General features: G+C 66.4%; 28 protein-coding genes. 2 read left to right on the top strand and 26 right to left on the bottom strand.

Annotated features, from left to right (window positions below):
• The 7 genes from R2834_19765 to R2834_19735 all read right to left on the bottom strand — a co-directional run.
• The coding region (locus tag R2834_19765; GenBank protein MEZ4702581.1) for a hypothetical protein at positions 1–369 on the bottom strand (369 nt) is incomplete at its 3' end.
• A gap of 309 nt (positions 370–678) precedes the next feature.
• Entirely contained in the window at positions 679–1,212 is a 534-nt protein-coding gene (locus R2834_19760; GenBank protein MEZ4702580.1) for a GNAT family N-acetyltransferase, read from the bottom strand.
• Positions 1,209–1,910 carry an alpha/beta hydrolase gene (locus tag R2834_19755; protein MEZ4702579.1) on the bottom strand — a complete coding sequence of 234 codons (702 nt, stop codon included), beginning with the start codon at positions 1,908–1,910 and terminating at the stop codon, positions 1,209–1,211. The genes R2834_19760 and R2834_19755 overlap by 4 nt, the downstream gene beginning before the upstream one ends.
• A 64-nt stretch (positions 1,911–1,974) precedes the next feature.
• Positions 1,975–2,271, bottom strand: coding sequence for a helix-hairpin-helix domain-containing protein (locus tag R2834_19750; protein MEZ4702578.1), 297 nt, complete (start codon positions 2,269–2,271; stop codon positions 1,975–1,977).
• A gap of 9 nt (positions 2,272–2,280) precedes the next feature.
• Entirely contained in the window at positions 2,281–3,180 is a 900-nt protein-coding gene (locus R2834_19745; protein ID MEZ4702577.1) for an alpha/beta hydrolase, read from the bottom strand.
• Between the two features lie 8 nt (positions 3,181–3,188).
• Positions 3,189–3,419: a YdeI/OmpD-associated family protein gene (locus R2834_19740; protein ID MEZ4702576.1), complete on the bottom strand. Its 231-nt coding sequence runs from the start codon at positions 3,417–3,419 to the stop codon at positions 3,189–3,191.
• 131 nt (positions 3,420–3,550) lie between these two features.
• Positions 3,551–4,570, bottom strand: a complete 1,020-nt coding sequence (locus R2834_19735; protein ID MEZ4702575.1) for a DNA alkylation repair protein — start codon at positions 4,568–4,570, stop codon at positions 3,551–3,553.
• A 274-nt stretch (positions 4,571–4,844) separates the two neighbouring features.
• Here R2834_19735 and R2834_19730 point away from each other — a divergent pair, with 274 nt between their 5' ends.
• Complete coding sequence (locus tag R2834_19730) at positions 4,845–5,399, top strand: fasciclin domain-containing protein (protein MEZ4702574.1); 555 nt, start codon at positions 4,845–4,847, stop codon at positions 5,397–5,399.
• Between the two features lie 254 nt (positions 5,400–5,653).
• Here R2834_19730 and R2834_19725 read toward each other — a convergent pair whose 3' ends face one another.
• The 12 genes from R2834_19725 to R2834_19670 form a co-directional block, all read right to left on the bottom strand.
• Complete coding sequence (locus R2834_19725; GenBank protein MEZ4702573.1) at positions 5,654–6,238, bottom strand: hypothetical protein; 585 nt, start codon at positions 6,236–6,238, stop codon at positions 5,654–5,656.
• Between the two features lie 95 nt (positions 6,239–6,333).
• Positions 6,334–8,256 (bottom strand): hypothetical protein, encoded by a 1,923-nt coding sequence (locus R2834_19720; GenBank protein MEZ4702572.1) that lies wholly within the window; start codon positions 8,254–8,256, stop codon positions 6,334–6,336.
• Positions 8,257–8,437: 181 nt separating this feature from the next.
• Positions 8,438–9,130 (bottom strand): DUF305 domain-containing protein, encoded by a 693-nt coding sequence (locus R2834_19715; GenBank protein ID MEZ4702571.1) that lies wholly within the window; start codon positions 9,128–9,130, stop codon positions 8,438–8,440.
• Positions 9,131–9,264: 134 nt separating this feature from the next.
• Positions 9,265–10,896 carry an arylsulfatase gene (locus tag R2834_19710; protein ID MEZ4702570.1) on the bottom strand — a complete coding sequence of 544 codons (1,632 nt, stop codon included), beginning with the start codon at positions 10,894–10,896 and terminating at the stop codon, positions 9,265–9,267.
• 20 nt (positions 10,897–10,916) lie between these two features.
• Positions 10,917–12,242: an enolase C-terminal domain-like protein gene (locus R2834_19705; GenBank protein ID MEZ4702569.1), complete on the bottom strand. Its 1,326-nt coding sequence runs from the start codon at positions 12,240–12,242 to the stop codon at positions 10,917–10,919.
• A 75-nt stretch (positions 12,243–12,317) separates the two neighbouring features.
• The gene (locus R2834_19700; protein ID MEZ4702568.1) at positions 12,318–12,683 is read right to left on the bottom strand and encodes a VanZ family protein; all 366 of its coding nucleotides are present in this window, start codon (positions 12,681–12,683) and stop codon (positions 12,318–12,320) included.
• Positions 12,684–12,924: 241 nt separating this feature from the next.
• Positions 12,925–14,028: a hypothetical protein gene (locus R2834_19695; protein ID MEZ4702567.1), complete on the bottom strand. Its 1,104-nt coding sequence runs from the start codon at positions 14,026–14,028 to the stop codon at positions 12,925–12,927.
• A gap of 163 nt (positions 14,029–14,191) precedes the next feature.
• Positions 14,192–14,980 (bottom strand): hypothetical protein, encoded by a 789-nt coding sequence (locus R2834_19690; protein MEZ4702566.1) that lies wholly within the window; start codon positions 14,978–14,980, stop codon positions 14,192–14,194.
• Between the two features lie 91 nt (positions 14,981–15,071).
• The gene (locus tag R2834_19685; protein ID MEZ4702565.1) at positions 15,072–16,544 is read right to left on the bottom strand and encodes a hypothetical protein; all 1,473 of its coding nucleotides are present in this window, start codon (positions 16,542–16,544) and stop codon (positions 15,072–15,074) included.
• A gap of 3 nt (positions 16,545–16,547) precedes the next feature.
• The gene (locus R2834_19680; GenBank protein MEZ4702564.1) at positions 16,548–16,958 is read right to left on the bottom strand and encodes a DUF1810 domain-containing protein; all 411 of its coding nucleotides are present in this window, start codon (positions 16,956–16,958) and stop codon (positions 16,548–16,550) included.
• Positions 16,959–16,991: 33 nt separating this feature from the next.
• The gene (locus R2834_19675) at positions 16,992–18,242 is read right to left on the bottom strand and encodes a sigma-70 family RNA polymerase sigma factor (GenBank protein ID MEZ4702563.1); all 1,251 of its coding nucleotides are present in this window, start codon (positions 18,240–18,242) and stop codon (positions 16,992–16,994) included.
• Positions 18,242–18,586 carry a YciI family protein gene (locus tag R2834_19670; GenBank protein ID MEZ4702562.1) on the bottom strand — a complete coding sequence of 115 codons (345 nt, stop codon included), beginning with the start codon at positions 18,584–18,586 and terminating at the stop codon, positions 18,242–18,244. Before R2834_19670 ends, R2834_19675 begins: the two co-directional genes overlap by 1 nt.
• A gap of 176 nt (positions 18,587–18,762) precedes the next feature.
• On the opposite strand from R2834_19670, the gene R2834_19665 reads away from it, so the two are divergent.
• Complete coding sequence (locus R2834_19665; GenBank protein ID MEZ4702561.1) at positions 18,763–19,305, top strand: TlpA disulfide reductase family protein; 543 nt, start codon at positions 18,763–18,765, stop codon at positions 19,303–19,305.
• 1 nt (position 19,306) lies between these two features.
• On the opposite strand, the gene R2834_19660 is transcribed toward R2834_19665, so the two are convergent.
• The 7 genes from R2834_19660 to R2834_19630 all read right to left on the bottom strand — a co-directional run bounded on the left by R2834_19660 (position 19,307) and on the right by R2834_19630 (position 25,735).
• Entirely contained in the window at positions 19,307–19,723 is a 417-nt protein-coding gene (locus tag R2834_19660; protein MEZ4702560.1) for a DUF6157 family protein, read from the bottom strand.
• 9 nt (positions 19,724–19,732) lie between these two features.
• Positions 19,733–20,473 (bottom strand): hypothetical protein, encoded by a 741-nt coding sequence (locus R2834_19655; GenBank protein ID MEZ4702559.1) that lies wholly within the window; start codon positions 20,471–20,473, stop codon positions 19,733–19,735.
• Between the two features lie 53 nt (positions 20,474–20,526).
• On the bottom strand, positions 20,527–21,051 hold the full coding sequence (locus R2834_19650; protein ID MEZ4702558.1) for a DinB family protein: 525 nt from the start codon (positions 21,049–21,051) through the stop codon (positions 20,527–20,529).
• A gap of 31 nt (positions 21,052–21,082) precedes the next feature.
• On the bottom strand, positions 21,083–22,504 hold the full coding sequence (locus R2834_19645) for a pyridoxal-dependent decarboxylase (GenBank protein ID MEZ4702557.1): 1,422 nt from the start codon (positions 22,502–22,504) through the stop codon (positions 21,083–21,085).
• A 97-nt stretch (positions 22,505–22,601) separates the two neighbouring features.
• The gene (locus R2834_19640) at positions 22,602–23,861 is read right to left on the bottom strand and encodes an amidohydrolase family protein (GenBank protein ID MEZ4702556.1); all 1,260 of its coding nucleotides are present in this window, start codon (positions 23,859–23,861) and stop codon (positions 22,602–22,604) included.
• Between the two features lie 78 nt (positions 23,862–23,939).
• Positions 23,940–25,250 (bottom strand): amidohydrolase, encoded by a 1,311-nt coding sequence (locus tag R2834_19635; GenBank protein MEZ4702555.1) that lies wholly within the window; start codon positions 25,248–25,250, stop codon positions 23,940–23,942.
• 53 nt (positions 25,251–25,303) lie between these two features.
• Entirely contained in the window at positions 25,304–25,735 is a 432-nt protein-coding gene (locus R2834_19630; GenBank protein ID MEZ4702554.1) for a heme-binding protein, read from the bottom strand.
• Between the last annotated feature and the right edge of the window lie 21 nt (positions 25,736–25,756).

Genomic DNA, 25,756 nt, shown 5'->3' with positions numbered 1-25,756 from the left:
CAGCGACCGCACCACCGAGTTGTTGGCGATGGGGATCAACGCCCATTCGATGCCGTCGTATTCGAGCACGCCGTGGTTGTTGCCGAAATACATCAGGCCATGCGCATCCTGGACGATGTCCCAGTTTTGCCGGTCCGCACGGTAGACATCGTTGCCGAATTGCCGCATGAAAAACTTGCCGGCCATCGACCAGGCGCCGGCGTCCACGCCGGCCGTATCCTGGGCGGTCGCGACGAGCCCCGGCACCGTCCAGCAGACCAGCACCAGCATCGCCCACACCTGTACGGCCCGCCGGACAAACGGAACGCATACCGACGGCGCCTCGGCGTCATCGGCTGGGGGGATACTGGACAGGGGTATCGAATTCAACGTGGCTGCCGTTACTACTCGCAGTGACTTCTTCGACCGGTATCATGCCCACACGCACTGCCATCCGGGGCCTCGGTACCTCGACGCCGTGGCTGTGGGTCTTCGTGCCCTTCTGCTGCACATTCCATACCATTGCGCCTATCTGTGTTGGCACACAGACTAATTAACACATCATCCCAAATGCAAGGCGCTGCGGCGAACCCTCGCCGGCACGAGCTACAATTCACAATAGCGTAATCCAACGTGGCGCAGGACGGCGATACGCGGACGCGAAACGGGATTCGCCCAGCCGACCGGCCGCTGCGGGGGTCATGCGCCAGAGAGCCGTTTATAGAGCAACATCGTATCGTTCGGCGTGCCATCCGGATTCAGCGCAAACCCGGGCACCCGGCCGATCGGCTCGTAGCCGATCGATCGGTACAGCGCTTCGGGCGGATCGCCGGCGCGCGTGTTGAGCACCAACAGCGAATACCCTCTATCCAGAGCGGCCCGCTCCAGGGCGGCCATCAGACACCGACCGATGCCGGCCCGGCGCTGGCTGCGCAACACGAGCAGACGCTGCACCTCGGCCCGATGCGGCGCATTTTGCTGCGCGGCGAATACCAGCTGGACGGATCCCACGACCTGCGCACCCCGCAGGGCCGCGAAAACAACGCGCCGGCCGACGGCTACCTCTTCGAGCGCCTGTCGCCAGTACGCGTCGATCTGCTCGTCGGTCGCCGTCGCCAGAAACCCGACGGACGCCCCGTCGTCGATCGCGTCCCGCAATAGCACCCGTAGCGCGCGAAGTCTTTCGCCGGCCGTCGCCAGATCGAGCGCCTCGATGGCGAGATCCGGTATCACGGCTGGCTGTAGACGCCGAGCGCCCAGGCGGTGACGGGATTCACCCAGACCGGGTTAGGGCGATAGAAGGCCCCGTGTTCCTGGCCGGTTTCGATGCGGATCTCGTCGTGCTCGGGCACCTGCCGCGCATGGGCGAAGAGCGGTTCGCAGGACGGAGCGACCAGGTCGTCGCTCGCTTCATTGATCGAAAGGATGCGGCCGGCGACCTGCACCTCCGGCACAAAAGCCCAGTCGCCGCACGCCGCCAGGAAGACGAAGCGGAGATCGGATTCTTCATTGCGGGCCGCCACCCGCACCGCGATGCCGCCACCTTTCGAGAACCCGACCACGGTGATGCGGTCCGCCGGCACGCCGGCCGCGCGCAACGCGGCGATCTGCGCGAGCACCTTGCCGGCGTAGACGTCCATGTCCGTGCCGGCCGGCCGGCGCTCGCTGATGACGTGCAGCCCCGGCCTCGCCAGGGCGCGCAGCACGTCGCGGTATTCGTACGTGCCGTACCGGGGCGACGTCGGCCGCTCGCCTTCCTCCTCGATGATCCGCCCGTGCAGGTAGATCACGTAACGAGCGGCCGGGTCGGGCGTCGCCGGCACCGCGCGGGACACCCCCGCGTCGGCGGCATCGCGCAGTGAAGCACAGCCGGCCGACAGGATCAGCGTGAGGCCCATCAGGCCGATGTGTGTGAGGCGGTTCGATCGCATGCGGTTCGTATCGGCGGAATGCCGGCAAAACAGGAAATCGTAGGGTACAAGATGCGCGCGGGACTCATCGCCCGAGTTGTCGCAGCCACTGCTTCCGCTCCCGGGTAAAATCCCACCAGGGCCTCGCCGGCTCGCCGGCCATGAACCGGGTCAGCGACATGAAGGTATCGAGCACGCAGGGATCCTGATACGTCCCGGTCAGGTCGGTCAGCCGATCGTACAGGTCGAGCGGGTCCGCGCCGACGAGCTGTTCGGGCGATGTGATGCCCAGCAGCACCAGATCGCCGGCGAAGGCCTTGCCGACGTTGGGGAGGTCGGTGAGTTTGTGGAGACGGGCGCGATCGACTTTTGCAGGGTTCATGGCGGTGCCTCAATGCGGAGTGGTCGTCGCCCACCCCTGTGTTACGAGCCAGTCGCCGAACGCCGCGGTCCATCGGTCGGAAGGCGCATCCTGACGCCGCATCCCGAAGCCGTGCCCGCCCCGTTCGTACATATGGAGGGTCGCCGGCTGGCCGGCTGCCAGCCACGCGCTGTAGATCGAGACGCTGTGCGGCGCCAGCCCGAGCTGGTCGTCGCTGGCGGCGGCGATGAAGATGGGCGTTCTCGCGGCGGGAATGCCCTCGCCGATGATCGCCCGTTCGTAGGGATAGATGGGCGCGACCAGATCGGGCCGGCTGGCGTCGTCGGCGGACTGAACGACGGAGAGGGTCAGCGTGGCGCCGGCCGAAAAGCCCATGAAGCCGACCTTCGCCGGATCGATCCCGTATGCGCCGGCGCGGTCCCGGACGTGTCGCATCGCCGTCAGTCCATCCTGCGTCGCCAGGCGGACGATCGGGGCGTTGACGCGGTCCAGCTCGTCGAAATCGGCCATCCTGGCGGATAACTCCCGGACCGGGTCGTCGGTCATGCTCCGCGCAAGCCTGTATTTGAGGACAAAGGCCGCGATCCCGCGTTCGTTAAGCCACCGGGCGACGTCCGTGCCCTCGTTATCGATGGACAGGATATGGAACGCGCCGCCCGGCGCCACGATCATGGCCGCGCCGGTGGCGAGCTGCGGGTCCGGCAGAAAAACCCACACCTCCGGATTGACGACGTTGTAGACGAGGTGTGTGTTGAATCCGTTGACGGCGCTCTCCCCTTCCTGCCAGTACCATTGTTCCGAGCCGGGCGCGGCCCCCTCGTACAACCGCACCACGCGATCCTGCGCGAACAGCGAGCCGGCGAGCCCGAAAAGGCACACCGCACCGACAAGAAACGGCTTGACAGGCATCCGCGATCTCATGCTTTTCTGGCGTTGTAGGGCATGTTCATGTACGTATCCCCGCGCTCCAGCTCCGCGAGCATCTGCGCGAGGCGTTTCTGGCGCGTCGCCTCCCTTTTGGCGCGCGTGATCCAGCCGACGTAGTCGTTGCGCTGATAGGGAGGTCGCGCCCGGTAAGCCGCTTCCAGTCCGCTTACGCGCAGCGCCGTCGTGATATCGGGCGGTATGTCGTAGATAGGGCGCTTCACGTGCGTCTGCCGTAACGTGCACCCAGACGGTGCGATCAGGCCATCCGAAGATCGAATTCCACAAGCGGCAACCGATGCCCGTTAACGAGCAGCTCGATGCGATGCCGGCCGGGGTAATGGGTTCGCGTCGTTTACTGGGTCAACGAGAGCGCCTTTCGTACGGCGGTGCGCTCCCCGGGGGTGAGTTCGAAGGTTTTCAGCTTGAATACTTTCGGACTCGTTTTCCCGTTCGCCTTCACGTAATGAACGCAATAATCCACTAAAATGCGTTGCGCATCGGCTCCCGCATGGATGAGGTCGAAGGCCACATACGCCGTCTCGCCGATCGCCGGCGCTTCCGGCTCCATCCGCGCGTTTTCGATTCGCACCTCCGCGGCGCCGTCGAATCCGATAATCGACAGGGCCTCCGGGTCGCCGCGCTTCACGGCCGATCGTAGCGCATGCCGGACGACCCAGGCACGCTGCTCGCTCGCATCCGCCATCCACCGGCGGGCGGTATCCACCAGCAGCGCCGGGTGATCCTTCCCGATATCGTTGAGGTTGTTCGCCACCGAGCGCCTCACGTACAGCTCCGGATCATCCTTCAGGCGTTCCAGCAGCGCCAGCACCGGACGCGGGTCCTGCTGAAAGGCCGGCAGCCGCTGCGCCCAGGGCAGCCGGGGCCGCGTGCCCTCGGAAACGAGGCGCCGCACGTGCGGACTCGGATCGTCCACCCAGGCGCGCAGCCGCGCGAGCGTCGCCTCAGGGTGCGCGATTAGAAAAGCCCTGATGCTGAACTCGGCCGAGAATCGTTGCGTGAGTTCGTACTGCGCGCGCATCGACGACTCGAAGTGATCGACCCCGTAGGTCGCCACGAAGGTGACATGCGGCAGGTACAGAAACGGAGCCATCCCGAACGACTCGGTGGACGCGAGCTTCGGGCCGAGCGAAGCAATCAGTATGTCCACCGCCTCCTCATAGTCGGCCGGCAGATGGGTGCGCAGTGCCACTGCAATCTGCCGGCCCCGCGGCGTCAGGTCGAGCGCCTCGTAGCCGGCGAGCGCATCGGCCAGGAAGGCGTCTACATCGAACGGCGGATACACGTTCGCGATCATGCCGGCGATCGTGGCCGGCTTGTCTGCACCAAACTGATTCTTGAGCGGTTCGGCCACGGCAGGCTGGGGCTGGTTCGGGAGGACAAGATACGAAGCGCCCCGTCGCAACGCCCTTCTCTGGCGCTCAATGGCAAACTATGGAGTAAATAAGAATTAATACTATTTTGTCTTAAATAGATTGACAGACCGGGTTGACGTGCTCTTAATTACATCCAACGCCGCAGCGCCACCGGTCCCGAAGCGGCGATAAACACACGCTCCGGCGCTCGGCATACGGCTTTCGCCTCCTCTTCGTGGACGCACCTTCCAACCGAAAAGGCGAGACATTGCCATGTGCAATCCATCCTTCATCGCATCCCTTTACCTGGCCGGCGCCATCGTGCTGGCCGGCTGCCAGCCCGCCGCCCCCGAGGCTTCCTTCAACGACGATTTCAGGGACCAGGGCCAGGCCAACGTCGTCGACAACGTGTCGGAAATGAACATCCTCAAGATCGCGCGCTCGTCGCCCGACCACACGACGCTGGCGGCAGCGATCGATGCCGCCGGCCTGCAGCACGTCCTGGTCAACCCTGGCCCGCTCACCGTGTTCGCCCCGACGAACGCCGCGTTCGACGCCCTGCCCGCCGGCACCGTAGAGGAACTCCTGAAACCGGAGAATAAATCGAAACTGGCCAAGATCGTCACCTCGCACGCTTCGCCCGGCACATATAAGGATTCCAACCTGAACCCCAACATGAAGATCTATCTGGCGACGGGACAATACGTGAGCGTCGAAAAACGGGGTGACGACACCTACGTGAACGGTGCCAGGATCCTTGCCACGATCGACGCGAGCAATGGCGTGGTCCACGTGGTCGACAAGGTATTCCTGTTTCCTGAGATGTAGGTGCGTGCGGGTGCAGGCATCAACATCGTCCCGTCATCCCGACCGGACTGCCCTTAAAAATCGGCGTGAAGCGGAGCCCTCCCGATGGATGGCACAGCCAAAGTCAGAAGGTCCCTCCGCTTCTCCCCGCATGTGCGGGGATCCGGTCGGGATGACGGCGCGGATCAGGTAAAAACACCACTCGGCAAAAACCCTGGCACCTTGACCTGAAACAGCAAACACCTGACTGCTTTGGCGTGCATGTTAGCGCTTGCTCATTGCTCTGAGGCCCCGAGTTGCTGTAGCACGCGATCGTAGATCTTCGTGAGCCTGTCCTCGCCGGCCGTCACGTCCCCCAGATACAACATGGCCGTCAGCATCGTGGAATTGATGTTGGCATCCGAGAACGAACCGCTTCCCAGCATGAAGTTAGGCATGCTGATTTCGACGAAGCGCTCCTGCATGGTATAGAGCTCTGAAAGCGCGGCGACATCGTCGTACTTCAATTCCGTGAGCGCGCCCGTGGCGATGGCCGTCTCCCAGGCGGTTGTCGTCAGAAAAGCCGGCCGGAAGCCCTGAAATCCGTTCAGCTGGTCGAGATCGGCAAATGTGCGGACCGTCCCGGCATTAACGATATCGGAAAATTTCTTGCGCAGATCGATGTGATAGGGAATGACCTCCTGGAGGTTTTCCCTGTTCTGCCGGATCTCCTGGACGAAATCGGTCAGCGCCCGATCGGCAAGCGCCTGCCGCTGACGCGCTCCCCACCATCCATTGAGCGCGAACGCGAGCAGAATGCTGAAGACAATAAAAAAGGATTCCACCAGCAATTTGGGAATCCATTGACGAAGGCTCGACATGGGTGTACGGGTTTAAGGAGGATGGTTCAAGGTTCAAGGGAGGGCAGATCTCCCAACCTTGAACCTTGAACCATCTACCTTGAACCGATTCCGCGTCAGCCGGCGGACGCGAGGTTGCGCACGGCGTCGGCGAGCATGCGCACCTTGGCGGCGTCGCGGGACGAGCCGGCTTCACCGGACAGCTCCGTCGCGAGCGCGTTCAGCGCGGTGCGGCGGGCGTTGCCCGAAGCGCCTTCCGCCTTCGCGAGGGCCTGGCGGACGGCCGTAACGCGGGCCGCGCCGAGACCGTTGGAGCGCTCGAGCTGATCGACGTACGCCTTCGCCAGCGAAAACGTCGCCGGCCAAGTGAATTTCGGCTGCCCCTGCGCGTTGAGGTAGTCCAGATGCACAGTCTTCGCCGCCGCAATCTCGTTCGCCGAGATGAACCCGCTCGGCGTCAGTTCGAAGACGTCGAGGCCGCGCGCGATTTCCGAGCTGACGATCAGGCCGTTGTACCAGTACACCGACCAGCTGCCGCCCATTTCCATCCGGTCCGGATTGACCGGGCCGCGGTCGTGGTAAGCGATCTCGATCGGCTTCATCGGGTCGGTCCAGTCGAAGATCGAGATGCCGCCCTGGTACCAGGACTGCACCATCACGTCGCGGCCCGGGATCGGGATAAGCGATCCGTTGTGTGCGACGCAGTTTTCTTCAACGGTCTGGGCCGCCGGCAGCTTGTAGTATTTCTTGAACGACATCTTCCCGTTTTCGAGGGTGAAGATCGCGTTCGCGCCCCACTCCTTCGGGTCGTTGGCGCGGCATTTCGGCTGGCCGCCGCCACCCCATTCGTCCGTGAAGAGGACTTTCGTGCCGTCGTTGTTGAACGTGGCCGAGTGCCAGTAGGAGAAGTTCGAATCCGCGACGGCGTCCATCCGATACGGGTTCGCGGGGTCCTTGATGTTGAGCAGGAGGCCGTAGCCTTCGCACGCCCCGCCGGCCATGCCGATGGCCGGGTAGAGGGTGATGTCGTGGCACTGCGTCGGGCCGGGTTTCGGACCGTCGCTCTCTTCTTCCTCACCGCCTCCGAAGCGCTGCGCAACGAGGGCGGGAAGCGCCTCGCGGAAGGCCGCGGTATCGGCGGCCGTGGCGACCGTCCCGCCGCGCTGCTTCACGAATTCGTCGAGCATCGGGCCGACGAACCGGTCCGGAAGCACGCGATCCTGTCCGAAGATGTGGACGATGAACGCGCCGGCGGCGCGGGCGCGCTCCAGCTCAGCCAGGTCGTCCGGCGCGAGGCCGTGGCTCGGCGGCTCGACGAGGTTTTCGAAGATGCGCGGGGAGCTGACGATGGCGGCCTGCTCGGGATGAGCGAGCGGCACCTTGATGACCTCGATCCGGAACAGGGCCGAGTTGGGGTTCTCGTCCGGCATGCCGGAGGAGCAGCCCGGAACCTCTTCGGACGGGCGGACCGGCGCGGAGCCCGAGACGTAGACGTAGACATTGTCGTTGTCGTTCGGGTCCTTCAGTACCGAATGCGTGTGCGAGCCGCGGCAGGTCTGCACGTTCGACACGTATTTGGGATTCTGGATATCGGTGATATCAAAAATCCGGATGCCGCGGAGTCGTTCGGGGCTGACGGCTTCCTGGACGCCCTGCGTGCCGCAGTCGAGCCGGCCGCCGAGGCCCTCGCCCGACACGAACATCAGGTTGCCGTACACCGAAACGTCGCTCTGGGACGCCGGGCAGACGTACTCCTTGGCGAGGGTCGGCTTGCTCGGGTTGCTGATATCCCAGATCTGGACGCCGTTGTAGTTCCCCTGGAAGACGTAGTTGCCTTTGAAGGCGAGGTCCGAGTTGGTGACGCCGATGAACGCCTGGGGCGGCGGCGTCGCCGAGACCTTCTTCAGGTTCCAGATGGCCTCGCCGGCATCGAAGAGGCCGGCCTTGAGACCCACGCGGGGATCGGGGCTCGGCGCGGTGGTCGAGAGCGTCGTCGCTGCCGGCATGTCGGTCATCACCGGCGGCGCGTCGGTCATCATGGGTTTATTGGAGGAGCACGCGGAAAGACCGAGCGCTCCGGCGACGATCACCACCGCCCATAACGAGACGCGGCGTGATCGGGTAAGGGTACGAGTAAGGACAGTGCCTATCATGGTAGCCATCTGAGTTGGGAACAACGAGTCAAGGGTGGACGGGCATGATGCCCGGGTAGATACACAGTCAATTGCCTTCTGTAATGGCGTCGAGCATGCGCTGCATGCGCGCGATTTCGGTTTGTTGATCCACGTTGATGTCCGAAGCCAGCTTGAAGGCCGCCTCGTCCTGCGCGGCGCCGTCGGTAGCGATGAGGGTATCGACCATCGTGATGGCGCCGGTGTGGTGCTGGATCATGTATTTGAGAAACAGGCGGTCGAAGTCGGTCCCGTGCGCCGCGGCCAGTTCCTCCAGTTGCGCCCGCGTCAGCATGCCGGGCATCATATGATCGTGCTGGCTGTGGTCGCCGGCGCCGTGGATCATGAGGTTCAGGCCGTCGATGTGGACCTCGGGGACGGGCTGCCCGCGGTCCCGCAGCCAGCCCTGCATCGTCTTGATCTCATCCTTCTGCGCATTGGTGATCCGGGCGCACAGGGTGGCCACTTCGGGGCTCGCCCCGTTCGTCGGCGCGAGCGCGGTCATGACGAGGGCCTGGGCGTGGTGCCCGATCATGCCGGTCATGAAGTCGACATCCGCCTGGGTGAAGCGGGAGCGGGCGCTCTCAAGACGCTGCTGGTAGAGGGCTTCGAGTTCTGCCGTGGAGGCCGTCCCGGCTTGCGCGGAAGATTCGGCCGGCATCCGGCTCGACGTGGCGCAGGCGGAAAACGTGAACACCGCCAGCCCCAGAAAGGCCAGGCGGGTGAATGCAGATGTATACATAACGCGTTAGAAAGCGAGTCTGATCAGTCAATCGCCGTCCAAGATACGGATTGCCGACGTAGCCGGACAGGCACAGGTTACAGTTAAATGTAAAACTTTGAAGGGTTTGACGTCCTGATAATCTCAACCGTTTCTCACGGTGAAGCCAGATCGCTCTGCAGCACGATGCCGAGTTCGGCGCGTTTCGTCCGCCAGAGCGCCAGCAATTCCCGGTAGGTCTCCGGCTCTTCGCCGGCCAGATTGCGCGTCTCCCCCGGGTCGGCCTCCACGTCGAACAGCTCGAAGGCCTCCTCGCTAAAAGGCGGCTCCAGCGTCACCAGCTTCCACCGGCCCTGCCGGACGAAGGCGCGGCCGCCGTGAAGCACGAGGGTGGTATACGCCTCGTCATGAATCCGGTCCGCGCGGCCGGCCAGGTAGCCGGCGACGCTTTCGCCGAGCATCGGACGGGCGGATCCGTCGGCGGGATACGCGGCGCCGGCGATCTCGATGAAGGTCGGCGCCAGATCCATCACGGTAAGATAGCTCCGGTCGATGACGTCCTGCGAGGCGACGCCCGGTCCGGCCACGATCATCGGCGCCACGATGCCGCCTTCGCGCGTGTAGCCCTTGTGCCGGCTGAACGGCGCCGAGCCGGCTTCCGCCCACGCAGGTCCGTACGAGACGAAGGAATTCGGTTGCCCCATGTTCTCGTAGCGGTTGTCGTAATGCGCCCGGAGGTAGTCGCGAAATTCGCCCACGTTGTAGAAGTCCTCGGCGGCGGCGCCGTTATCGGCCATGAACACGATCAACGTGTTGTCGTACAGGCCGCTCGCCTTCAGGTAGTCGATAAGCCGGCCGACGTGCCCGTCCAGGTTCTCGACCATCGCCGCGTACAGCTCCATCTTGCGCGACTCCTCTCGCCGGCGCTCCGGCGAGAGCGTCTCCCACGGCGCGATGGCGTCGTTCCGGGGCGGCAGCGTCGCGTCCGCCGGCACGATGCCGGCGCGTTTCAGCGAGGCGAAGCGTTCCTCCCGGAGCGCGTCGTACCCCCGGTCGTAGCGGCCGGCGTACCGGTCGAGTTCCTCTGCAGGGACCTGCAGGGGCCAGTGTGGCGACGTGTAGGCGGCAAACGCAAAAAACGGCCGGCCGTCGCCCCGGTTGGACGCGATGAATTCGATCAGCCGATCGGTGTAGAGGTCCGTCGAATAGCGCCCCGTGGGGTACGTCGTCTCCTCGCCGTCCTCGCGGTAGCGCGAGCCGCCTTCATGAAACCCGACGGCATCGAAGTGATTGCCGGCCCCGTTCAGCAGGTTGAACGACCGTTCGAAGCCGGCCGCCATCGGGCTCTGGTCCCGCTCGTAGCCGAGGTGCCATTTGCCCACCGTGTAGGTGTGGTATCCCGCATCGCGCAACAGCCCGGGCAAGGGCGCCACGCGATCGGAGAGGTGCCCTTCGTACCCCGGTATGCCGGCGAACGCGCCGCTTCCACCTCCCTGTATCCCCATCCCCGCGACATGGTTGTTGTTGCCGCTGAGCAGCATCGCCCGGGTGGGCGCGCACATCGGCGCGGTGTGGAACTGCGTGAACCGCATCCCGCGCCGGGCCAGGGCGTCGATGTTCGGCGTGCGGATGTCGCTTCCGTAGATGCCGAGGTCGGCGTACCCGAGGTCGTCGGCAACGAGGAGGAGGATGTTGGGGCGTTCCACGTCTGCGCCGGCGTGGGTGCGGCAGGCGCCGATCACCAGCACAAGGCAGAGCGGTAGGAGCCCTTCCTGGAAACGTCGCATGGTCGTCAACTTAAAACGGTTCAGGGCCGGATCGGCGTCCCGTCGTGCGCGCGGATCTGGGTCCAGTCGGTGTTTACTTTTTCGGGGATGGGGTAGCGGGCGGCAGCCGCCTCGTCGATATCTACCCCGAGACCGGGCGCTTCGTTGACGATCATGTAGCCATTGTCCATCGTCGGCGATCCGGGAAACACCTCGCGCAGGCGATCCGAGAACCGCACGGCCTCCTGGATGCCGAAATTCCAGACGGCGAGGTCGATGTGGGCATTGGCGGCGTGGCCGACCGGCGACACGTCGCCCGGCCCGTGCCAGGCCGTCCGCACCCCGAACGCCTCGCCGAGGCGCGCTACCTTCATCGCCGGCGTGATGCCGCCGATCTGCGAGATGTGGATCCGGATGAAATCGAACAGCCGCTCAGACATCGGCCCGATCCACTCATGGGGGTTGTTGTACAGCTCGCCCATCGCCAGCGGGACGCTCGTCTGCTGCCGCAGCAACCGGAAAAAGCCGATGTTTTCCGGGGAGAACGGGTCTTCGATAAAAAAGGGCCGATAGGGTTCGAGCGCCTTGATCAGGTTGATGGCGTCGTTGGGCTGGAGCCGCTCATGGATGTCGTGCAGGAGTTCGACGCGGTCGCCGCACACCTCGCGGACGTGCGCGAACAGCTCCGGGATCATCTTCAGGTAGTAGTGCCGGTCCATGTAACTGTCCGCCGGCATGCCGTACCCCTGCCGCTTGAAATCCGGCTCGCCCGACAGGTTGGCCGCCCCGTACGCCCCGAGCTGGATGCGGACGTGACGAAAGCCCTGGTCCATGAACCCCTTCACCTGCGCGGCGACGGCCTCGGGCGTGCTGCCGCCGGCGTGCGCGTAGGTGTCCACCGCGAAGCGGCACCGGCCGCCGAGGAGCTGGTAGACCGACATGCCGGCGCGTTTGCCCTTGATGTCCCACAACGCCTGGTCGAGCCCGCTGAGCGCGTTGTTCAGCACCGGGCCGTTGCGCCAGTAGGAGCTGACGTAGGCGGTCTGCCAGACGTCCTCGATGTCGTCGGCGATACGGCCGACGGCGAAGTCCTTGAGATACTTGTCCACCGCCGTCACCACGGAATGCGCCCGCTGCCGGAAGGTGGCGCAGCCGAGGCCGTAAAGCCCCGGCTCGTCCGTCTCGACCTTCACGACGACCAGCTCGATCCCGTCCGGCGCCGTGGCGATGGCTTTTACGTTGGTGATGCGTACGGGCGGTAGCCCGCGCGGGGGAGCAGCCAGGGCTTCTGCATGCGAGGGGCGCAGCCCCATGGCGCTGGCAGCGGCTCCGAGGCCGATACCCTTGATGACGTCGCGACGATCCATGGCGGTTGGGGGTTGAGGGCGGGAAATCGCTCTCAAGTAACGTATCGCGGGTTTAAGGCACAACCCGTCCCCCCGTTACGACCGCCGTCGCATGGCCCAGATATACCCGAACGCAAACGCCACGACGCCCAGCACGCTGGCCAGGTAGTCGAACCCGTCGAACGAGCGCGTGGGCAGCACCGCCTGCAACGCCTCGTCGGCGCTCACGAACACGAGCATCCCGAGGACGCCGTACCCGATCCGCCTCGGCGTGGTGCCGGCGTAGTAGAGGATGGCCAGCGTGAGGAGGCCGTACACAAAAAAGTGACCGATCTTGTCTCCCAGGGGGATGCGGGCGACCCAGCCGAACCAGTGGGGTCGTACGGTGGCGGCAAAACTGATCGCGAGCACCGCCGCGAACGACGACACCGCGATCCAGCGCTTCCGGGTGGCTTCTTTCACGAAGTAAATGCGTTGCGCACTTCAGCGAAGCGCTCTATGGATGCGGGACGCAAGATGCAGGATGTTGTCCAAAAACCGTTTCTTTGACCGCCTATCCTGCATGCGGCATCGGACGACCGGCACGGCGCTTAGAGCAGCCGGTCGCCAGGGGTACGCGCAGCGGCATGGCGACGAAGGGATGCGGGATGACGGCGCAGGGAGCCCTGTACAACGGGTCAACGCCCGTCAGGATTCACACGCGTTACCGGTCGCGCTGGACGTACCCGAGGCCGTCGAGCCAGATCGCTCCGTCGGGCTCCGCGGGATCGGTGATGAGGATGTGCTGTTCGCTCGACCCATCGTCGTACCGGATCCGAAGCACGAGCCCGTCGATGCTGTAGCGACCAGCCCGCGCGGGCGCGGTCTGGCTGGACACGACCGACGTGCCGCCCGCCGACGCGGTCGAGCCGGCCCCGCCGCCGCGCTGCACGCGCCCGTCGCTCGTAAACCGGTACTCGGTGTAGGCCGCCACCGTCGACGTGCCGCCGACCGCCTGGGTCCCTGTGCCGCCGAGGTAACGGAACAGTCCGTCAAGCTTCAGATCGGCCGGCAACGCGCCGTACGTCGTTTGAAACGGCAGCTTTTGCCATCCATCGCGCTTCTCGAGCTGCAGTTCGCCCCCTGTCTTTCGCCAGCGGGTCCAGGCTTCCGGATACGCGCGCCGGTGCGCGTCGAGGCCGCCGGCGAACGAGAGGCCGGTGACGTCGGTGAGCGCCTCGCCGGAGCGAAGGAGCACCACGGGGTAAATATCGAGCGTGATGAAGCCGCCTATGCCCATTTTCGGGCGGGTGTCGAACCCGAACTGGTCGATGCGCGCCAGCAGATCGGCCGTGGCCGGCGCCGGCGGCGCGGGAGGGGTTGCCGGGGCGGGAGGGGCGGGTGGAGCCGGCGGGGTCATGGCCGGAGCCGGCGCATCGGGGGCGAATGGCGCGAACCGGGCGTCGGGCAGCTTGATGAGCGTCACGACGGCCAGGCAGGGACCGACCCCCTGCGCGGTGATCGCCCCGACGATGCTCGACACCCCCGCATCGAGCCGATCCCGATACCCGGGGTGCGCATCGTATTCCGGCAGCCGCGCACGGACGCCAGCCACGCCATTCGCCGCCTCCCAGCCGGCAATCGCGGCAACCGCGTCGTCCTCGAAGCCGCCGGCCTCCCGGCAATCCGCCGCCAGCCGGTCGTAGGCGTATACCACGAGCGCGGCGCGCAGGAACGATTCATCCGTGACGGCCCCTTGCTGGGCAAAGACCGGCGTTGATACGGGCGCAAACCACGCCGCGACGAGCACGATGGGCAACAGGCGCATGAAACGATCTTCCGACGTTGGGAGAATACCCGGGCCGAGATAAGCGGGTAGGCCGGGCCGCGTGAGAACGGAGGAGGCTTTTTCGCGGTTCCTTATGCGCGCCGAACCCGTGCCGTCGCATCGAGGCTGCAGCGCCGATGCCGATCGCGCGCGGCGCGGCGGTTCACGAGCGCGCCCGCCGGCGCTCCGGAGCGGCCGAAGGCGGTTCCGGCTCCGGCAGCGGATCCACACGGATCGACTCGCCCTCCGCATCAACGACGGGCTCCTGCGTATCGAACCGTTCGTACACGCCGGCGGCGATAGCGGCCAGCTGCCGGTCCTGCTCGGCTGTTTTCCGGGGAAGCATCATGCCGACGATCGCCGACCAGATGACGCCGCCCGCCGCGAAAAACACCGGGATCAGCGTCGCCCCCATGTCCACGCCCAGCTTCCCCTTCGCGGCGATAAGCACGGCCATAAACAGGCCGGCGAGTACGAGCGCCACCCCGCCCCAGAAGCCGGATTTGAGGTTTTCGTTGCGTGTGTGCATCCGCAGGCGATACCCCGAGCCGGCCGGTTCCACGTAGGCCTCCATCGACGGGCTCTGCCATGTACGGAGCGAACCGTCGCGCACCACTTCGCCGGCTTCCTGAAACGTCCGCCGCAAATCCACCACCAGGCGCTCCCAGTCGGCATCCGAAAACGAGGCCGGCAGGTCGATGCTGCGCGATGCGCCCTCCCGCAATCCGAAGATCGTCGTGCGGACCGGTTCGGGCACGGGATCGTCGAGGGCGGCGCTGGCGCGGGCGATGAACGCCGGCGGGATGCCGGCCTCGGCGCCGATGCGCTGCAGCTCGGCCAACGTGAGCCCGCCGCGCTGCGGACGTCCTTGTTGCACCGCCTCGAAATCCTCGGCGGCCTGCTTGAAGATCGCGGCGATCTCCTGCTCCGAGTATACACGCTCCTTGTCCATCCGGCCCGTACGGTTATGCGCTACTTTCGTTCTGATTCCTTGCTATCGGGGCCTGCCATGCGCCGACGGACCTCGCGATCCAAGATACGGCTCACGCCCCCGCGGATCCATCCCGGCGCGTCCATCGCGCGTGGAGGGCATCGGCCTTGTGCAGTCCGCCAAGCGTCGCCGCATAGAGGATCGATATCCCCATCAACACCGCCGGCACCCCCTGGACGACCCCGACCCAGCTATCAAACCCCAGCCAGCGCACTGGCAGGGACAGGAGATACCCGGGCACCAGCGCGACGGCCACCCCCAGCACGATGCCGAACAGCAGCGGCACCATCATGCCGATCGGCAACCCGAGGTTTTCGAGCGACGACACGAGTCCATCCCGCAGACGAGCGGCGCGGGAGGGCCGGTACCCCGCCGGCGCCCCGAAGAGACCCTCCGAGATCGCATCCAGAAATTCGGGCGACTGCTCGTAGATCACGTGCGACCGCACGAGGCCACCGCCGCCTTTCAGGGCATGATTGACCACGGCGCCCCAGTGATCGAATCGTTTCAGCCGGCCCGACACCCTGTCGAAGCGGTGATAAAAGTTGTCCCACCGGAACCGGCCCTCGACCGGCTCGCCGCCGGCGGCCAGAACCATCGTATCGCCCCGGGCCGTCAGCGTGCCCACGGGGGTTTCGGCGATGGTGGACGGCCAGAAGAAGCGGATTTTTTCCAGCGGACTCCCGATCGTATAGAGCCGGGTCAGCCGCCCCATGAGGTCGTAGCGCCGCGCGCCGGGGTCCCCCTCCGCCTGTTCGAGAAGCCGACCGGTCAGGCCGTGGTAGGCGACGACGGTGCCGAGGCTGTGCGAGAGGATCTGGATCGTTTCACACCCGTCGTCGCAGGCGTCGGCGGCGGCGCGATAGAATCGCTGGAGGATGGCGCCGGCGGCGCCGTCCAGATCCGTCCCGGCATCGACGGCCCCGCAGAGCGACGCCATGTAGTTGGTCACGTCGCCGGCGAACCCGTCGAGCAGATCCTCGACCGGCGTGCGTCCCTCGCGCGCCTGGGCGGCGTAGGCGTTGCTCGTGGCGCGGAGCCGCGCCCACCGGCCGGCCCCGGGCTCGACGCTCACCACGGGTTTCTCGCCCGAACCCAGCGCTTCCTGGCCCAGCTGCGCGAAAAACCGGGCGCCGAGGTACAGCAGGTACAACGAGAGCGTCGCCGGTACCAGCACGACGCTCCACGCCAGGATCAGCGCGCGTGAATGGAGCGGCGGCTTCAGCAGACCGTGTTTCCAGTTGAGCCACGGAAACCAGCCCAGCGCCTGGACGACGCCCCATCGAAACGAATCGCGGACGCGGTCGCCGGACAGGAGATCGGCCCAGTAGACTTCGTAGAGCCGCACCGTCTTGCCGTCCAGTTCGAGATCGACCGGATCGCTCTCCGCAACACGCAGCCGGTCGCCGTACGCCCTGCTCAGGCCGTGCACGAGCTTGTCGCGCGTCTCGCCGGCTTTCTGCTCACCAATCCCGTGTACGATCAGGAGCCCGACAGACGGAGAGGTCTCAGATACCGGTTCCATGCATCACTCCACAGCCTGGAGACCCGCTATCGTTTGCGGATCGGGTTCGCCGGCAAAGTAACGCACGAGCGCCTCGGTAAAAAGCGCCTCGGACGTCGCCCGGTCGAACAAGGTCATGCACGACCGGAACTTGAGGTCGTCGGGAAACCCGAATATCCGGTGCGCCGATCGGTCCTTCACGCCCAGCACCGCCTCGGTGCAATCGCGCAACCGCGCCCCGAGCACCGGATGCGCCCAGTAGGCCCGCGCCTCGCCGGCGGACCCGATGGCATACCGCTGCGCCATCGCGCTGCGGCCCAGGCCCCGCAGTTGGGGAAAGACGAACCACATCCAGTGCGTCCGCTTCTCGCCGGCCCGAAGCTCGCGCAACGCCGCATCGTAACACGGCGCCTGGGCGTCTACGAATCGTTGCAAATCATAGGGATCGTTCATCGGGGCAGCATAGGACTAGGGTATGCTTGATGCCAGACGGCTCCGGATGAGGGCGCGATCGCGCTCGTGGACCGCGGCGGCCAGCGCCAGGGCGAGGTGTTCACGGCGTGACGGCTCGTCGCCCATGCGCTCGTAGACCCGGGCCACCACGCAATGATATAGATGTTCGTGCCCCGCCAGTTCCTTCGGGTCCAGGGCCCGCAATGCGACGAGGGCCGCCGGCCCGTCGCCCATCTCGCCCAGCACGACGGCGCGATTCATCCGCACCGTGTGCGTAGGCTTTATGCGCAGCAGCAGATCGTACAGCGTGAGCAGGGTAGCCCATGACGTGTCCGCGTACGCCGGCGCGACGACATGCTGCGCCGCGATGGCCGCCTCGAGCACGTAGACCGACGGCGCCTCGTCCGGCCGGGAGCGCGACAGGTAGAAGTGCGCCACCCCGATCAGCTCGCGATCCCACTTCGACCGATCCTGGTCGGCGAGCAGGACGGTCTCGTTGTCGGGTCCGAGCCGGCTGTCGAACCGGGCGGCGTGGTAGCACATGAGCGCGAGCAGGGCGTTGGCGTCCGTCGTATCCGTCACCGGGTGCTCGCACACGAGCTTGGTCAGGCGCATCGCCTCGGCGCAGAGGTCGCGCCGGATGACCTCCTCGGCCGTCGACGACTGGTAGCCCTCGTTGAAGGTCAGATACAGCACCTTGAGCACGGCGTCGAGCCGGGCCTTCAGCTCCGGGCCGGCGGGGATGGCGAGGCGGACGCCGGCCTCCTTGATCCGCGACCGCGCCCGCTGCAGCCGCTTCTTGATGGTTTCCTGCCGGGTGAGCAGGGCGGCGGCGATCTCGCGGACGCCGAAGCCGGACGCGAGCTGGAGGGTGAATGCGAGCTGGTCCCGCTCCTCCAGCACCGGATGGCAGCAGGCGAACATGAGCCGGAGCTGGCTGTCCGAGATCTCGCTGGCGTGAAACAGCTCGTTCACGCCCACGGCCACCGCGGCCGGATCCTGCGTGGCGGCGTGCCGGATCTGGAGCTGGCCGCGCCGGAGCAGGTCGACCGCCCGGTGCTTCGCGGCCTGCATCAGCCACCCGCCGGGGTTGTCCGGCAGCCGGGTGCGCCACGCGCGCAAGGCGCTCAGGAACGCATCCTGCACGACATCCTCGACGAGCTCGAGCTGGTCGAATCCAAAAATGCGGGTGAGCACGGCGACCATCTTTCCCTGCTCCTGCCTGAAAAGATGGTCGACCAGCTCCCGGTGCGGTTCCGCCGTCATCACATGTCGAATACGACGACTTCGCGGACCTCGACACTGCCGCCGATGTCGTAATCGGGGAAACCGCCGCACTGCGCGACAGCGTCATCGACATCGGTAGCCCGGATGACAAAAAAGCCACCGACCAGCTCCTTGGACTCCGCGAAGGGTCCGTCGGTGACGTGGTTGTTGGCTCCGACCGTCTTCCCACCCGGCATCAGCGCCTCGCCGGCCACGTACCGGTCCTGGGCCTTGAGCGCGTCGACCCAGGCAAACCACTTGCCCATCGCAGCCTGGCTTTCTTCGGCCGTATACGCGGCCTCGGTGTAGTCGGGGCCCCTGAAGATCAGCATGAAGTTTTTCATCCCGTTGTCTCGTTTGTTTATTGGTGATCGATACACCGCTGTGACGAATGAAGAAGACCGCCGGGGACAGCGGGGGGAATTTTTTTTGATCCCGGGTAGAACATGCAGGCTATGACGTGCCGGATTGGATCCTCCCAATCGTCCCGCATTGTGTTTGCAGCATGCTTATTTTAACTATGTCGCGTTCAATCACCCGTTTTTTTGCGGCCGCCGCACTGCTCCTGCTGGCGTCCTCCTGCCAGCCCGATCCGGGCGCGGCGCCGGGGCCCGTCGCCGTCGGCGTACAGGTCGGCCTCATGGCGCCCGACTTCGAGGGGCCGTCGCTGGGCGGCCGGCCGGTGCGGCTCGCCGAATATCGCGGACGCTACGTGCTCGTCGATTTCTGGGGCACGTGGTGCCCGCCGTGCCGGAAGGAGGTCCCCTTCCTGCGCGCGGCCTACGAAGCCTATCCGCGCGACCGGTTCGACATCCTGGCCATTTCCGTCAACGACCCGCCGGCGGACCTGCGCGCCTTCATCGAGCGCGAAGGCCTCGCCTGGAAGCAGATCATCCAGTACGATTACGACCCCGCCCGGCGCGCCGTCGTCGAGGCGTTCCGGATCGACAGCTACCCGTCCACCTTCCTGATCGACCCCAACGGCATCATCGTCGCCCGCGGCGGCATGCTGCGTCAGCGCAACCTCGCCCTGACGCTCGAAAAGTACCTGGGCGCGCCCTGAATCAGCCTTTCTTCGACCGCATGGCCTTCACTTTCTTGACCGACGGGTCGGCCAGAAACCGGTTATAGGCCTCGCTACCCACCGGATAGATCGCGATCCGGCCTTCGCTGTCGTTATGCACGCCCCATCCGTACGTCTTCGTCAGCGGCGACGCGCGGAAAGACGGCTGACCCTTCGAGAAAAACGCGGCGCGCTGCTCCGCCAATTCGTCGTCGGACAGCTCCTTGCGCGTCGCATACACGGTGAAGAGCACGTCGTCCGACGTGTAGGCGTACGGACGATCGGCCAGCATCTCATATTGCAGTTGCGCGACGGTCCTGGCGTCGCCTCTCGCCGGCGGCACGATCCCATCCAGGGCCTCCGCGTCTTCGGCGATCTCGATAAATGTGTCGATGTAATTGGTCGTGTGGACTTTCATAAGGTCGCGCTATGAATCCGACGGCTCGATCACCAGCGTCACGCCCGGAGCCACATCGGTTCGCTGCTGGATGAGCGCCCGGGTCTCCATGTCGACGAACAACCGGGTCACGGGCCCGCCGACCTTCTCGAACGAGACCACGACTACCAGACGGTCCAGGATCCGTTCCTGAACCCCGACCCACACGCTGTAGAACACCTCCGTGTCCTCCGGCTGATCCGAGGCTCGCTCGTAGGTGCGCACGCTGGCGGCGTAGCCCCGGGTGAGTGGCACGGCGCGCGCGATGAGGTCGATGAAGTTCGAGTCGAAGGCCGGCTCCGGGATGGGGTCGTTCACCGCCACGGCCGGCGTGCCCACGCTGGTGAAGGTGCCGGAGGCGGCGCGTGGGCCGTAGGTCAGGTCCACGGTCCGCGCCGGGTTGACGGAGTGATGGGTGCGCGGCGCGAACGTGGCGGAAGCGCTGAGGCTGTCCACCTGAACGCCGCGGGGCGACTCGAGACGCTGGACGCGGACCACCCCGCCGTCGGACGTCCGGCGGATCGTCTCGGTCAGTGTGCCGAACGACTGCCGGTCGGCGTCGCGTTCGATCCAGAGGGAAAACCGGCGCACGGCAGGCTGCGAGACCGCCTCATAGGCAAGACGGGCGTCGCCGGGCGCCAGCAGGCCCGTCACCTCGTCTTTTACGCCGCGGGAGCCGGCGCAGCCGGCGGCCAGGACAAACACGAGCAGCACTATCGAATGACGATTCATGGGCTATGCCCTCAACGATTGGGTTCGATCCATTACAAAACCGCCGGCGCCGTTCATCGATCCATGATCGGGAGGTAGGCGCGCCACGGACCGACTGCGTCGCGATACTGTTTGGCCATGACGCGGCCGATCTGGGCGATATGGCTCAGGTCGTGCGCCACCCAGGTGGCCAGCAGCTGGCGCAGCGTGACCTCCCCGAATTCCGGATGCTCACCGGCCAGGTCGAGTTCGGCGGCGCTCAGCGTCCAGCCGGTCAGCGTCGTGAGGCTGTCGCGTCGAGCGCGCTCGAAGGCCTGCAGGAGGTCCTCCAGCGACGCGTCCGCGTTTTCCTCGAACTGCGCGAAGCGGTCGAACGGCTTGAAGCGCCGATCGGCGCCCTGCTCCAGGATGATCCGCGCCCGCGGAATCCAGTCGGTGCGCTCGCCATGCAACAGATGCCCCACCACGTCGAACGGGCTCCAGGTGTCGGGGCCCTCGTTCGCCTCGAACCAGGCCGCCGGCAGCCCGGCCAGCAGCGCGCGCAGCGTTCCGGGCGTGCGTTCCAGGACGGCGATGCCGTCGGCGAGGTGAAAATCCATGGTATCCTCGGGGGGCTGAATGGGTGGATGCTTACGAGTCGGCCGCGCGGAGGCACGTGGCGATGGCCTGCACGGCACGGCGGACATCCTCATCGGTGGTCTTCCAGCTGCTTACCGACACGCGCATGCACCGTCGTCCGTACAAGAGTGTCCCGGTAAACAGCGCCTCGCCCGTGGCCATCACGGCCGCCATGATGGCGTCGGTGCGGCGGTCGTGGTCGGCCTCCGTGGCGCCCGGGGCCGGGTCCAGGAAACGCAGGATGCCCTGGTTGATGATCGGGCGCTGGACGACCTCCACGCCGGGGAGCCGGCCGGCGGCGTCGACCAGGGCGCGCGCATGCCGGCAGCCATCGTCCACCAGCCTGGCGACGCCGCTCCTACCCAGACTGCGTATCGCCGCATAGGTGGCGAAGCCGCGCGCGCGACGCGAATGCTCCGGCGTCCAGTCCACCGCATCCCGGATTTCGGTGGACTTGTGCAAGTAGCTGGCGTGGTGCGAAAGCGACCGATGATGCGCCTCCCGGTTTGTGACAAAAGCGTAGCCGCTGTCGTACGGCACGTTGAGCCATTTGTGGCCATCGGTGGCCCACGAATCGGCCTGCTCGACGCCGCGGGTCAGGTGCCGGTAGGCGGGGCTGGCGGCGGCCCACAGACCGAAGGCGCCGTCCACATGAACCCACGCGCCGTGCCGGTGCGCCACCGGAATCACGTCGGCGAAGGGATCGAAGCCCCCGGTGTTCACGTCGCCGGCCTGGAGCAGGACGATGGTCGGCTGACCGGGCGCCTCGGCCAGGACGGCGTCGAGCGCGCCGGCGGTGAGCTGCGCGCCGGGCTCCAGCGGGATATCGACGAGGCAGGCGCGCCCCATCCCGAGCATCCGCAGCGCCCGCTCGATGGTGCCGTGACGCCGCGCGCCGGAGACGACGCGGATGGCCGGGGCGCCGAACAGGCCGCGTTCCTCCACATCCCACCCGGCCCGCGCCAGCACCTCGTTGCGGGCCGCGCCGAGGCATGTCACGTGCGCCATCTGGCAGCCGGTCACCAGCGCGTAGCTGGCCGTCGCCGGCAGCCCGAGCAGCTCCAGCAGCCACGCCCCGCACACCTCCTCCACGATCGACGCCGCGGGCGACACCGCGTAAACGCCGGGCACCTGGTCCCAGGTGGACGTCAGCCAGTCGGCCGCCAGCGCCGCCGGCACCGTGCCCCCGATCACCCAGCCGAAAAAGCGGCCGCCCGTGCTGGCGGTGAGGCCGCCCTCGACGCCGGCGACGAGGTCCGACACGACCTCCACGGGATCCATCGGGCCGTCCGGAAGCGGCCGTTCCAGTCGTTCGCGCAGCGTGGCGTCCGCAACGGTGGTTCCTACGGAGGCGCTGTCGAGGCCGGCGAGGTAGTCAATCGACCGGTCGAAGGCGTAGCGCAACGCCGCCGTCTCACAGGGTTCTTTCTGCATTCGAAGTGCGGTAATAACAAGTCGCAGGATGACGGCGGCGCGCGCCGTCGTCGTGCTGCCTACGCGGCGCCGCGCGGAAGGTGTCGGCCGGCGGCGGTTACTTTTTATAGACCACGCCGCCTTTCATCACGAACGGCACGGTCTCCAGGGCCCGGATATCCTCCAGGGGGTTGCCGCGCACGGCGATGATGTCGGCGCGGAGGCCTTCGGCCAGCCGGCCCCGGTCGGCCACGCCGAGCAGGTCGGCCGCGTGCGTCGTCCCCGAACGAATGGCTTCGAGCGGCGCCATCCCCCGATCGACCATCGCGACGAATTCCAGCATGTTGTCGCCGTGCGGCATCACGGTGGCGTCGGTGCCCATCGCGATCGGCACGCCGGCGGCGATGGCCTTTTTCAGGCTCGCCACCGCCAGGGGGGTCACCTCTTCCGCCTTCCTGCGGATCGGCGGCGGCAGCATCTCCATGTCGATCGCATCGACCAGATGGGTGGTGGGCACCAGGTAGGTGCCGCGCTGCTTCATCTCGGCGATGATTTCGTCGGTGAGGATCGAGCCGTGTTCGATGGATGCCACGCCGGCGCGCACCGCCGCCAGGATGCCATCCGATCCGTGCGCGTGCGCCGCCACCTTGAGGCCGTGCCGGCCGGCTTCCTCGACGATCGCGCGCATCTCCTCCGCGCTCAACTGCTGCGCCCCGACGGGCCCCTCGAAACTCAGCACGCCGGCCGTCGCGCAGATCTTGATGACCTTCGCGCCGTGTTTGATCTGATAACGTACCGCCTTCGTCGCCTCGTCGGGCCCGTCGGCTATGCCGGCTTCCGGTCCGCTTTCCAGAATCCCCGGCGCATACCCGGTGGCATCGCAGTGCCCGCCCGTGATGCCGATCGAGTGGCCGGCGGGGAAGATGCTTGGGCCGTCGACCTGGCCGGCGTCGATGGCGCGGGCGAGCGACACGTCTGCAAAGCCGACGGACCCGACGTCGCGCACCGTCGTGATGCCGGCCATCAGCGTCTTGCGGGCGTTGTAGGCCCCCATCAGCGCGAGGTCCGCCGGCGTCTTGACGACGCCGTCGTGCACCCAGTCGCCCTCCAGCGCGAAGGTCAGGTGGGTGTGCATATCCATCAGCCCCGGGAGCAGGGTCATGTCGCCGAGGTCGATCACCTCCGCGCCGGCAGGGATCCGCGCCGCGTTTACGGCAGCGATCCGCCCGTCTTCGACGACCAGCGCGGCAGGCGCTACGAGCCGGCCGGTTTCGACGTCGAGCAGGCGCGCGGCTTTCAGCACCACCGGCTGGGCCTGGCTCGCGGACACGAGCCAGAGGGACAGGACGAACAGCGCGACATTCGGGTAACGGGACATGGGGATTCCGGAATCAGGGATCGGACAACGAGCGGGCAAACTACACGAGCGGACGAGACCGGGCAAGACCGGTCTGCCTCACCGGCCCTGCAAATAATCCAGCACCAGCGTCGTCATCGCGCGGATGCCCACGGGGATGGCGCCATCGTCCGCCGTCATGGTGGGCGTGTGCAATCCACCCGAGGTCGTGCCGGGCCGGGTGGTGCCGAGCCGGAAGAAAAAGCCGGGCGCCTGCTGCGCGAAATAGGAGAAATCCTCGGCGCCGCTGCTTGGCAGAAGGATCTGGACGTTTTCGTCGCCGACGGCGCGTTTCAGCGCAGGCAGCATCTGCTCGCCCAGTTGCGGGTCGTTGACCGTGACGGGCAGCCCGCGATCGTAGATAAATTCGTAGGTCCCGCCGGCGGCCGCCGTAGTGTGTTCGATCACCTCGCGCATCCGGCGCTCGATGAGGTCTTGCACCTTCGGATCGAAGGTTCGCACGGTGCCTTCGAGGTATACTTCGGACGGGATGATGTTGCTGCGCTCCCCGCCCCGGATGATGCCGGCCGTGATCACTCCATCGTCCAGGCCGGACAGGTTGCGCGAGCGGATCGTCTGCAGCCCCAGCACCACCTGGGCCGCAGTGACGATCGGGTCCACCGACTCCTGCGGCTGCGCGGCGTGCGCCTGGCGGCCGATGATGCGCGCCGACCACTGGTCCGCCGCCGCCATCGCGGGGCCGAACGTGAAGCCGACCTGGCCCACCTCGAGCGACGGCAAGGCATGCAGCGCGAAAACCGCCTCGGGACGCGGATCGGCCGTCGCGCCCTCCTTGATCATCAGCGGCGCGCCGCCCTCTTCGCCCTCGGGTGGACCCTCTTCCGCCGGCTGAAACAGAAACACGACCGTACCGGGAAGCGACGCCTTCATGTCCGCCAGCACGCTCGCCACGCCCATCCCCACGCTCGTGTGGATGTCGTGCCCGCACGCATGCATCACCCCCACGTCCTGCCCGCCATAAACGGCGCGTTTCGTCGAAGCGAAGGGCAGCCCCGTCGCCTCGGTCACCGGCAGCGCATCCATGTCGGCCCGGACGCCGACGACCGGGCCGGGCCGGCCGCCGCGGAGCACGCCCACGACGCCCGTGTAGGCCACGCCCGTCCGCACCTCGTCGAAACCGAGCGCGCGGAGGTGTTCGGCCACCAGCGCGGCCGTATCGTGCTCGCGGTTCGACAACTCGGGGTTCTGGTGGATGCGGTGGCGGAGCGCGACGATCTGCGGCGTGTGGCGTTCGACCGCCGCGTCGATCGCGGGCATGGACTGTGCGCGAACCGGCCCCGCGAGGCCGAGCAGCAGCAGACCGAGGCCGGCCCGGCGCATGCGCCGGTGAAAAGCGGAAACGTGGAACATGGCAAACCTGTTGAGCATGAAGCAAATCTTCGGCGAAACGCGATCCTGAACCGTTACGCCGCGTGCAGCGCGTCGATGCCGGCCTGCGCGATCTGCGCGTCCTGGCTCGACATCACGCCGGAGACGCCGATCGCGCCGATGAGCCGGCCGTCAACCACGATCGGCACCCCGCCTTCGATCACGCTGGCGCCGGACAGCTGGAGCAGCCGGAGGTTCAACCCGCCCTGCTCGAACTGATCCCCGAACGCCTTCGTGGGCCGGCGGAACGCGACCGCGGAATACGCCTTCGTCTGGGCGACCTCGATGCTGCCGATCTGGGTATCGTTCAGCCGGTGGAGCATCACCAGGTGGCCGCCTGAATCCAGGATGGCGATGACGACATTCCAGTTGTTGCGGAGCGCCTCGGCCTCGGCGCCGGCCATGACGATTTTTGCCTGGTCGAGGGTGATGGAGACGCCGTACGGTGGGGGTTTGGGGGCGGACATGGGAGATACAGGGGGTTAGCT

It is taken from the genome of Rhodothermales bacterium (assembly GCA_041391505.1).
Lineage (GTDB): Bacteria > Bacteroidota > Rhodothermia > Rhodothermales > JAHQVL01 > JAWKNW01.
Note: the sequence above shows the minus strand (reverse complement) of the source record. Positions and strands in the feature narration are given on the sequence as shown.

Excerpts from the sequence above, each read along its gene's own strand:
- R2834_19650 (MEZ4702558.1), bottom strand. The coding sequence starts at position 21,051 with ATGGATTTTCACCTCGCCGACGGCATCGCCGTCCTGGAACGCACGCCC.
- R2834_19750 (MEZ4702578.1), bottom strand. The coding sequence starts at position 2,271 with ATGAACCCTGCAAAAGTCGATCGCGCCCGTCTCCACAAACTCACCGAC.
- R2834_19705 (MEZ4702569.1), bottom strand. The coding sequence starts at position 12,242 with ATGGATCGTCGCGACGTCATCAAGGGTATCGGCCTCGGAGCCGCTGCC.
- R2834_19685 (MEZ4702565.1), bottom strand. The coding sequence starts at position 16,544 with ATGGAACCGGTATCTGAGACCTCTCCGTCTGTCGGGCTCCTGATCGTA.
- R2834_19630 (MEZ4702554.1), bottom strand. The coding sequence starts at position 25,735 with ATGTCCGCCCCCAAACCCCCACCGTACGGCGTCTCCATCACCCTCGAC.
- R2834_19745 (MEZ4702577.1), bottom strand. The coding sequence starts at position 3,180 with ATGCCTGTCAAGCCGTTTCTTGTCGGTGCGGTGTGCCTTTTCGGGCTC.
- R2834_19695 (MEZ4702567.1), bottom strand. The coding sequence starts at position 14,028 with ATGCGCCTGTTGCCCATCGTGCTCGTCGCGGCGTGGTTTGCGCCCGTA.
- R2834_19725 (MEZ4702573.1), bottom strand. The coding sequence starts at position 6,238 with ATGTCGAGCCTTCGTCAATGGATTCCCAAATTGCTGGTGGAATCCTTT.
- R2834_19640 (MEZ4702556.1), bottom strand. The coding sequence starts at position 23,861 with ATGTCCCGTTACCCGAATGTCGCGCTGTTCGTCCTGTCCCTCTGGCTC.
- R2834_19720 (MEZ4702572.1), bottom strand. The coding sequence starts at position 8,256 with ATGATGACCGACGCGCCGCCGGTGATGACCGACATGCCGGCAGCGACG.
- R2834_19675 (MEZ4702563.1), bottom strand. The coding sequence starts at position 18,242 with ATGACGGCGGAACCGCACCGGGAGCTGGTCGACCATCTTTTCAGGCAG.
- R2834_19730 (MEZ4702574.1), top strand. The coding sequence starts at position 4,845 with ATGTGCAATCCATCCTTCATCGCATCCCTTTACCTGGCCGGCGCCATC.
- R2834_19665 (MEZ4702561.1), top strand. The coding sequence starts at position 18,763 with ATGTCGCGTTCAATCACCCGTTTTTTTGCGGCCGCCGCACTGCTCCTG.
- R2834_19645 (MEZ4702557.1), bottom strand. The coding sequence starts at position 22,504 with ATGCAGAAAGAACCCTGTGAGACGGCGGCGTTGCGCTACGCCTTCGAC.
- R2834_19755 (MEZ4702579.1), bottom strand. The coding sequence starts at position 1,910 with ATGCGATCGAACCGCCTCACACACATCGGCCTGATGGGCCTCACGCTG.
- R2834_19660 (MEZ4702560.1), bottom strand. The coding sequence starts at position 19,723 with ATGAAAGTCCACACGACCAATTACATCGACACATTTATCGAGATCGCC.
- R2834_19670 (MEZ4702562.1), bottom strand. The coding sequence starts at position 18,586 with ATGAAAAACTTCATGCTGATCTTCAGGGGCCCCGACTACACCGAGGCC.
- R2834_19690 (MEZ4702566.1), bottom strand. The coding sequence starts at position 14,980 with ATGGACAAGGAGCGTGTATACTCGGAGCAGGAGATCGCCGCGATCTTC.
- R2834_19655 (MEZ4702559.1), bottom strand. The coding sequence starts at position 20,473 with ATGAATCGTCATTCGATAGTGCTGCTCGTGTTTGTCCTGGCCGCCGGC.
- R2834_19635 (MEZ4702555.1), bottom strand. The coding sequence starts at position 25,250 with ATGTTCCACGTTTCCGCTTTTCACCGGCGCATGCGCCGGGCCGGCCTC.
- R2834_19710 (MEZ4702570.1), bottom strand. The coding sequence starts at position 10,896 with ATGCGACGTTTCCAGGAAGGGCTCCTACCGCTCTGCCTTGTGCTGGTG.
- R2834_19715 (MEZ4702571.1), bottom strand. The coding sequence starts at position 9,130 with ATGTATACATCTGCATTCACCCGCCTGGCCTTTCTGGGGCTGGCGGTG.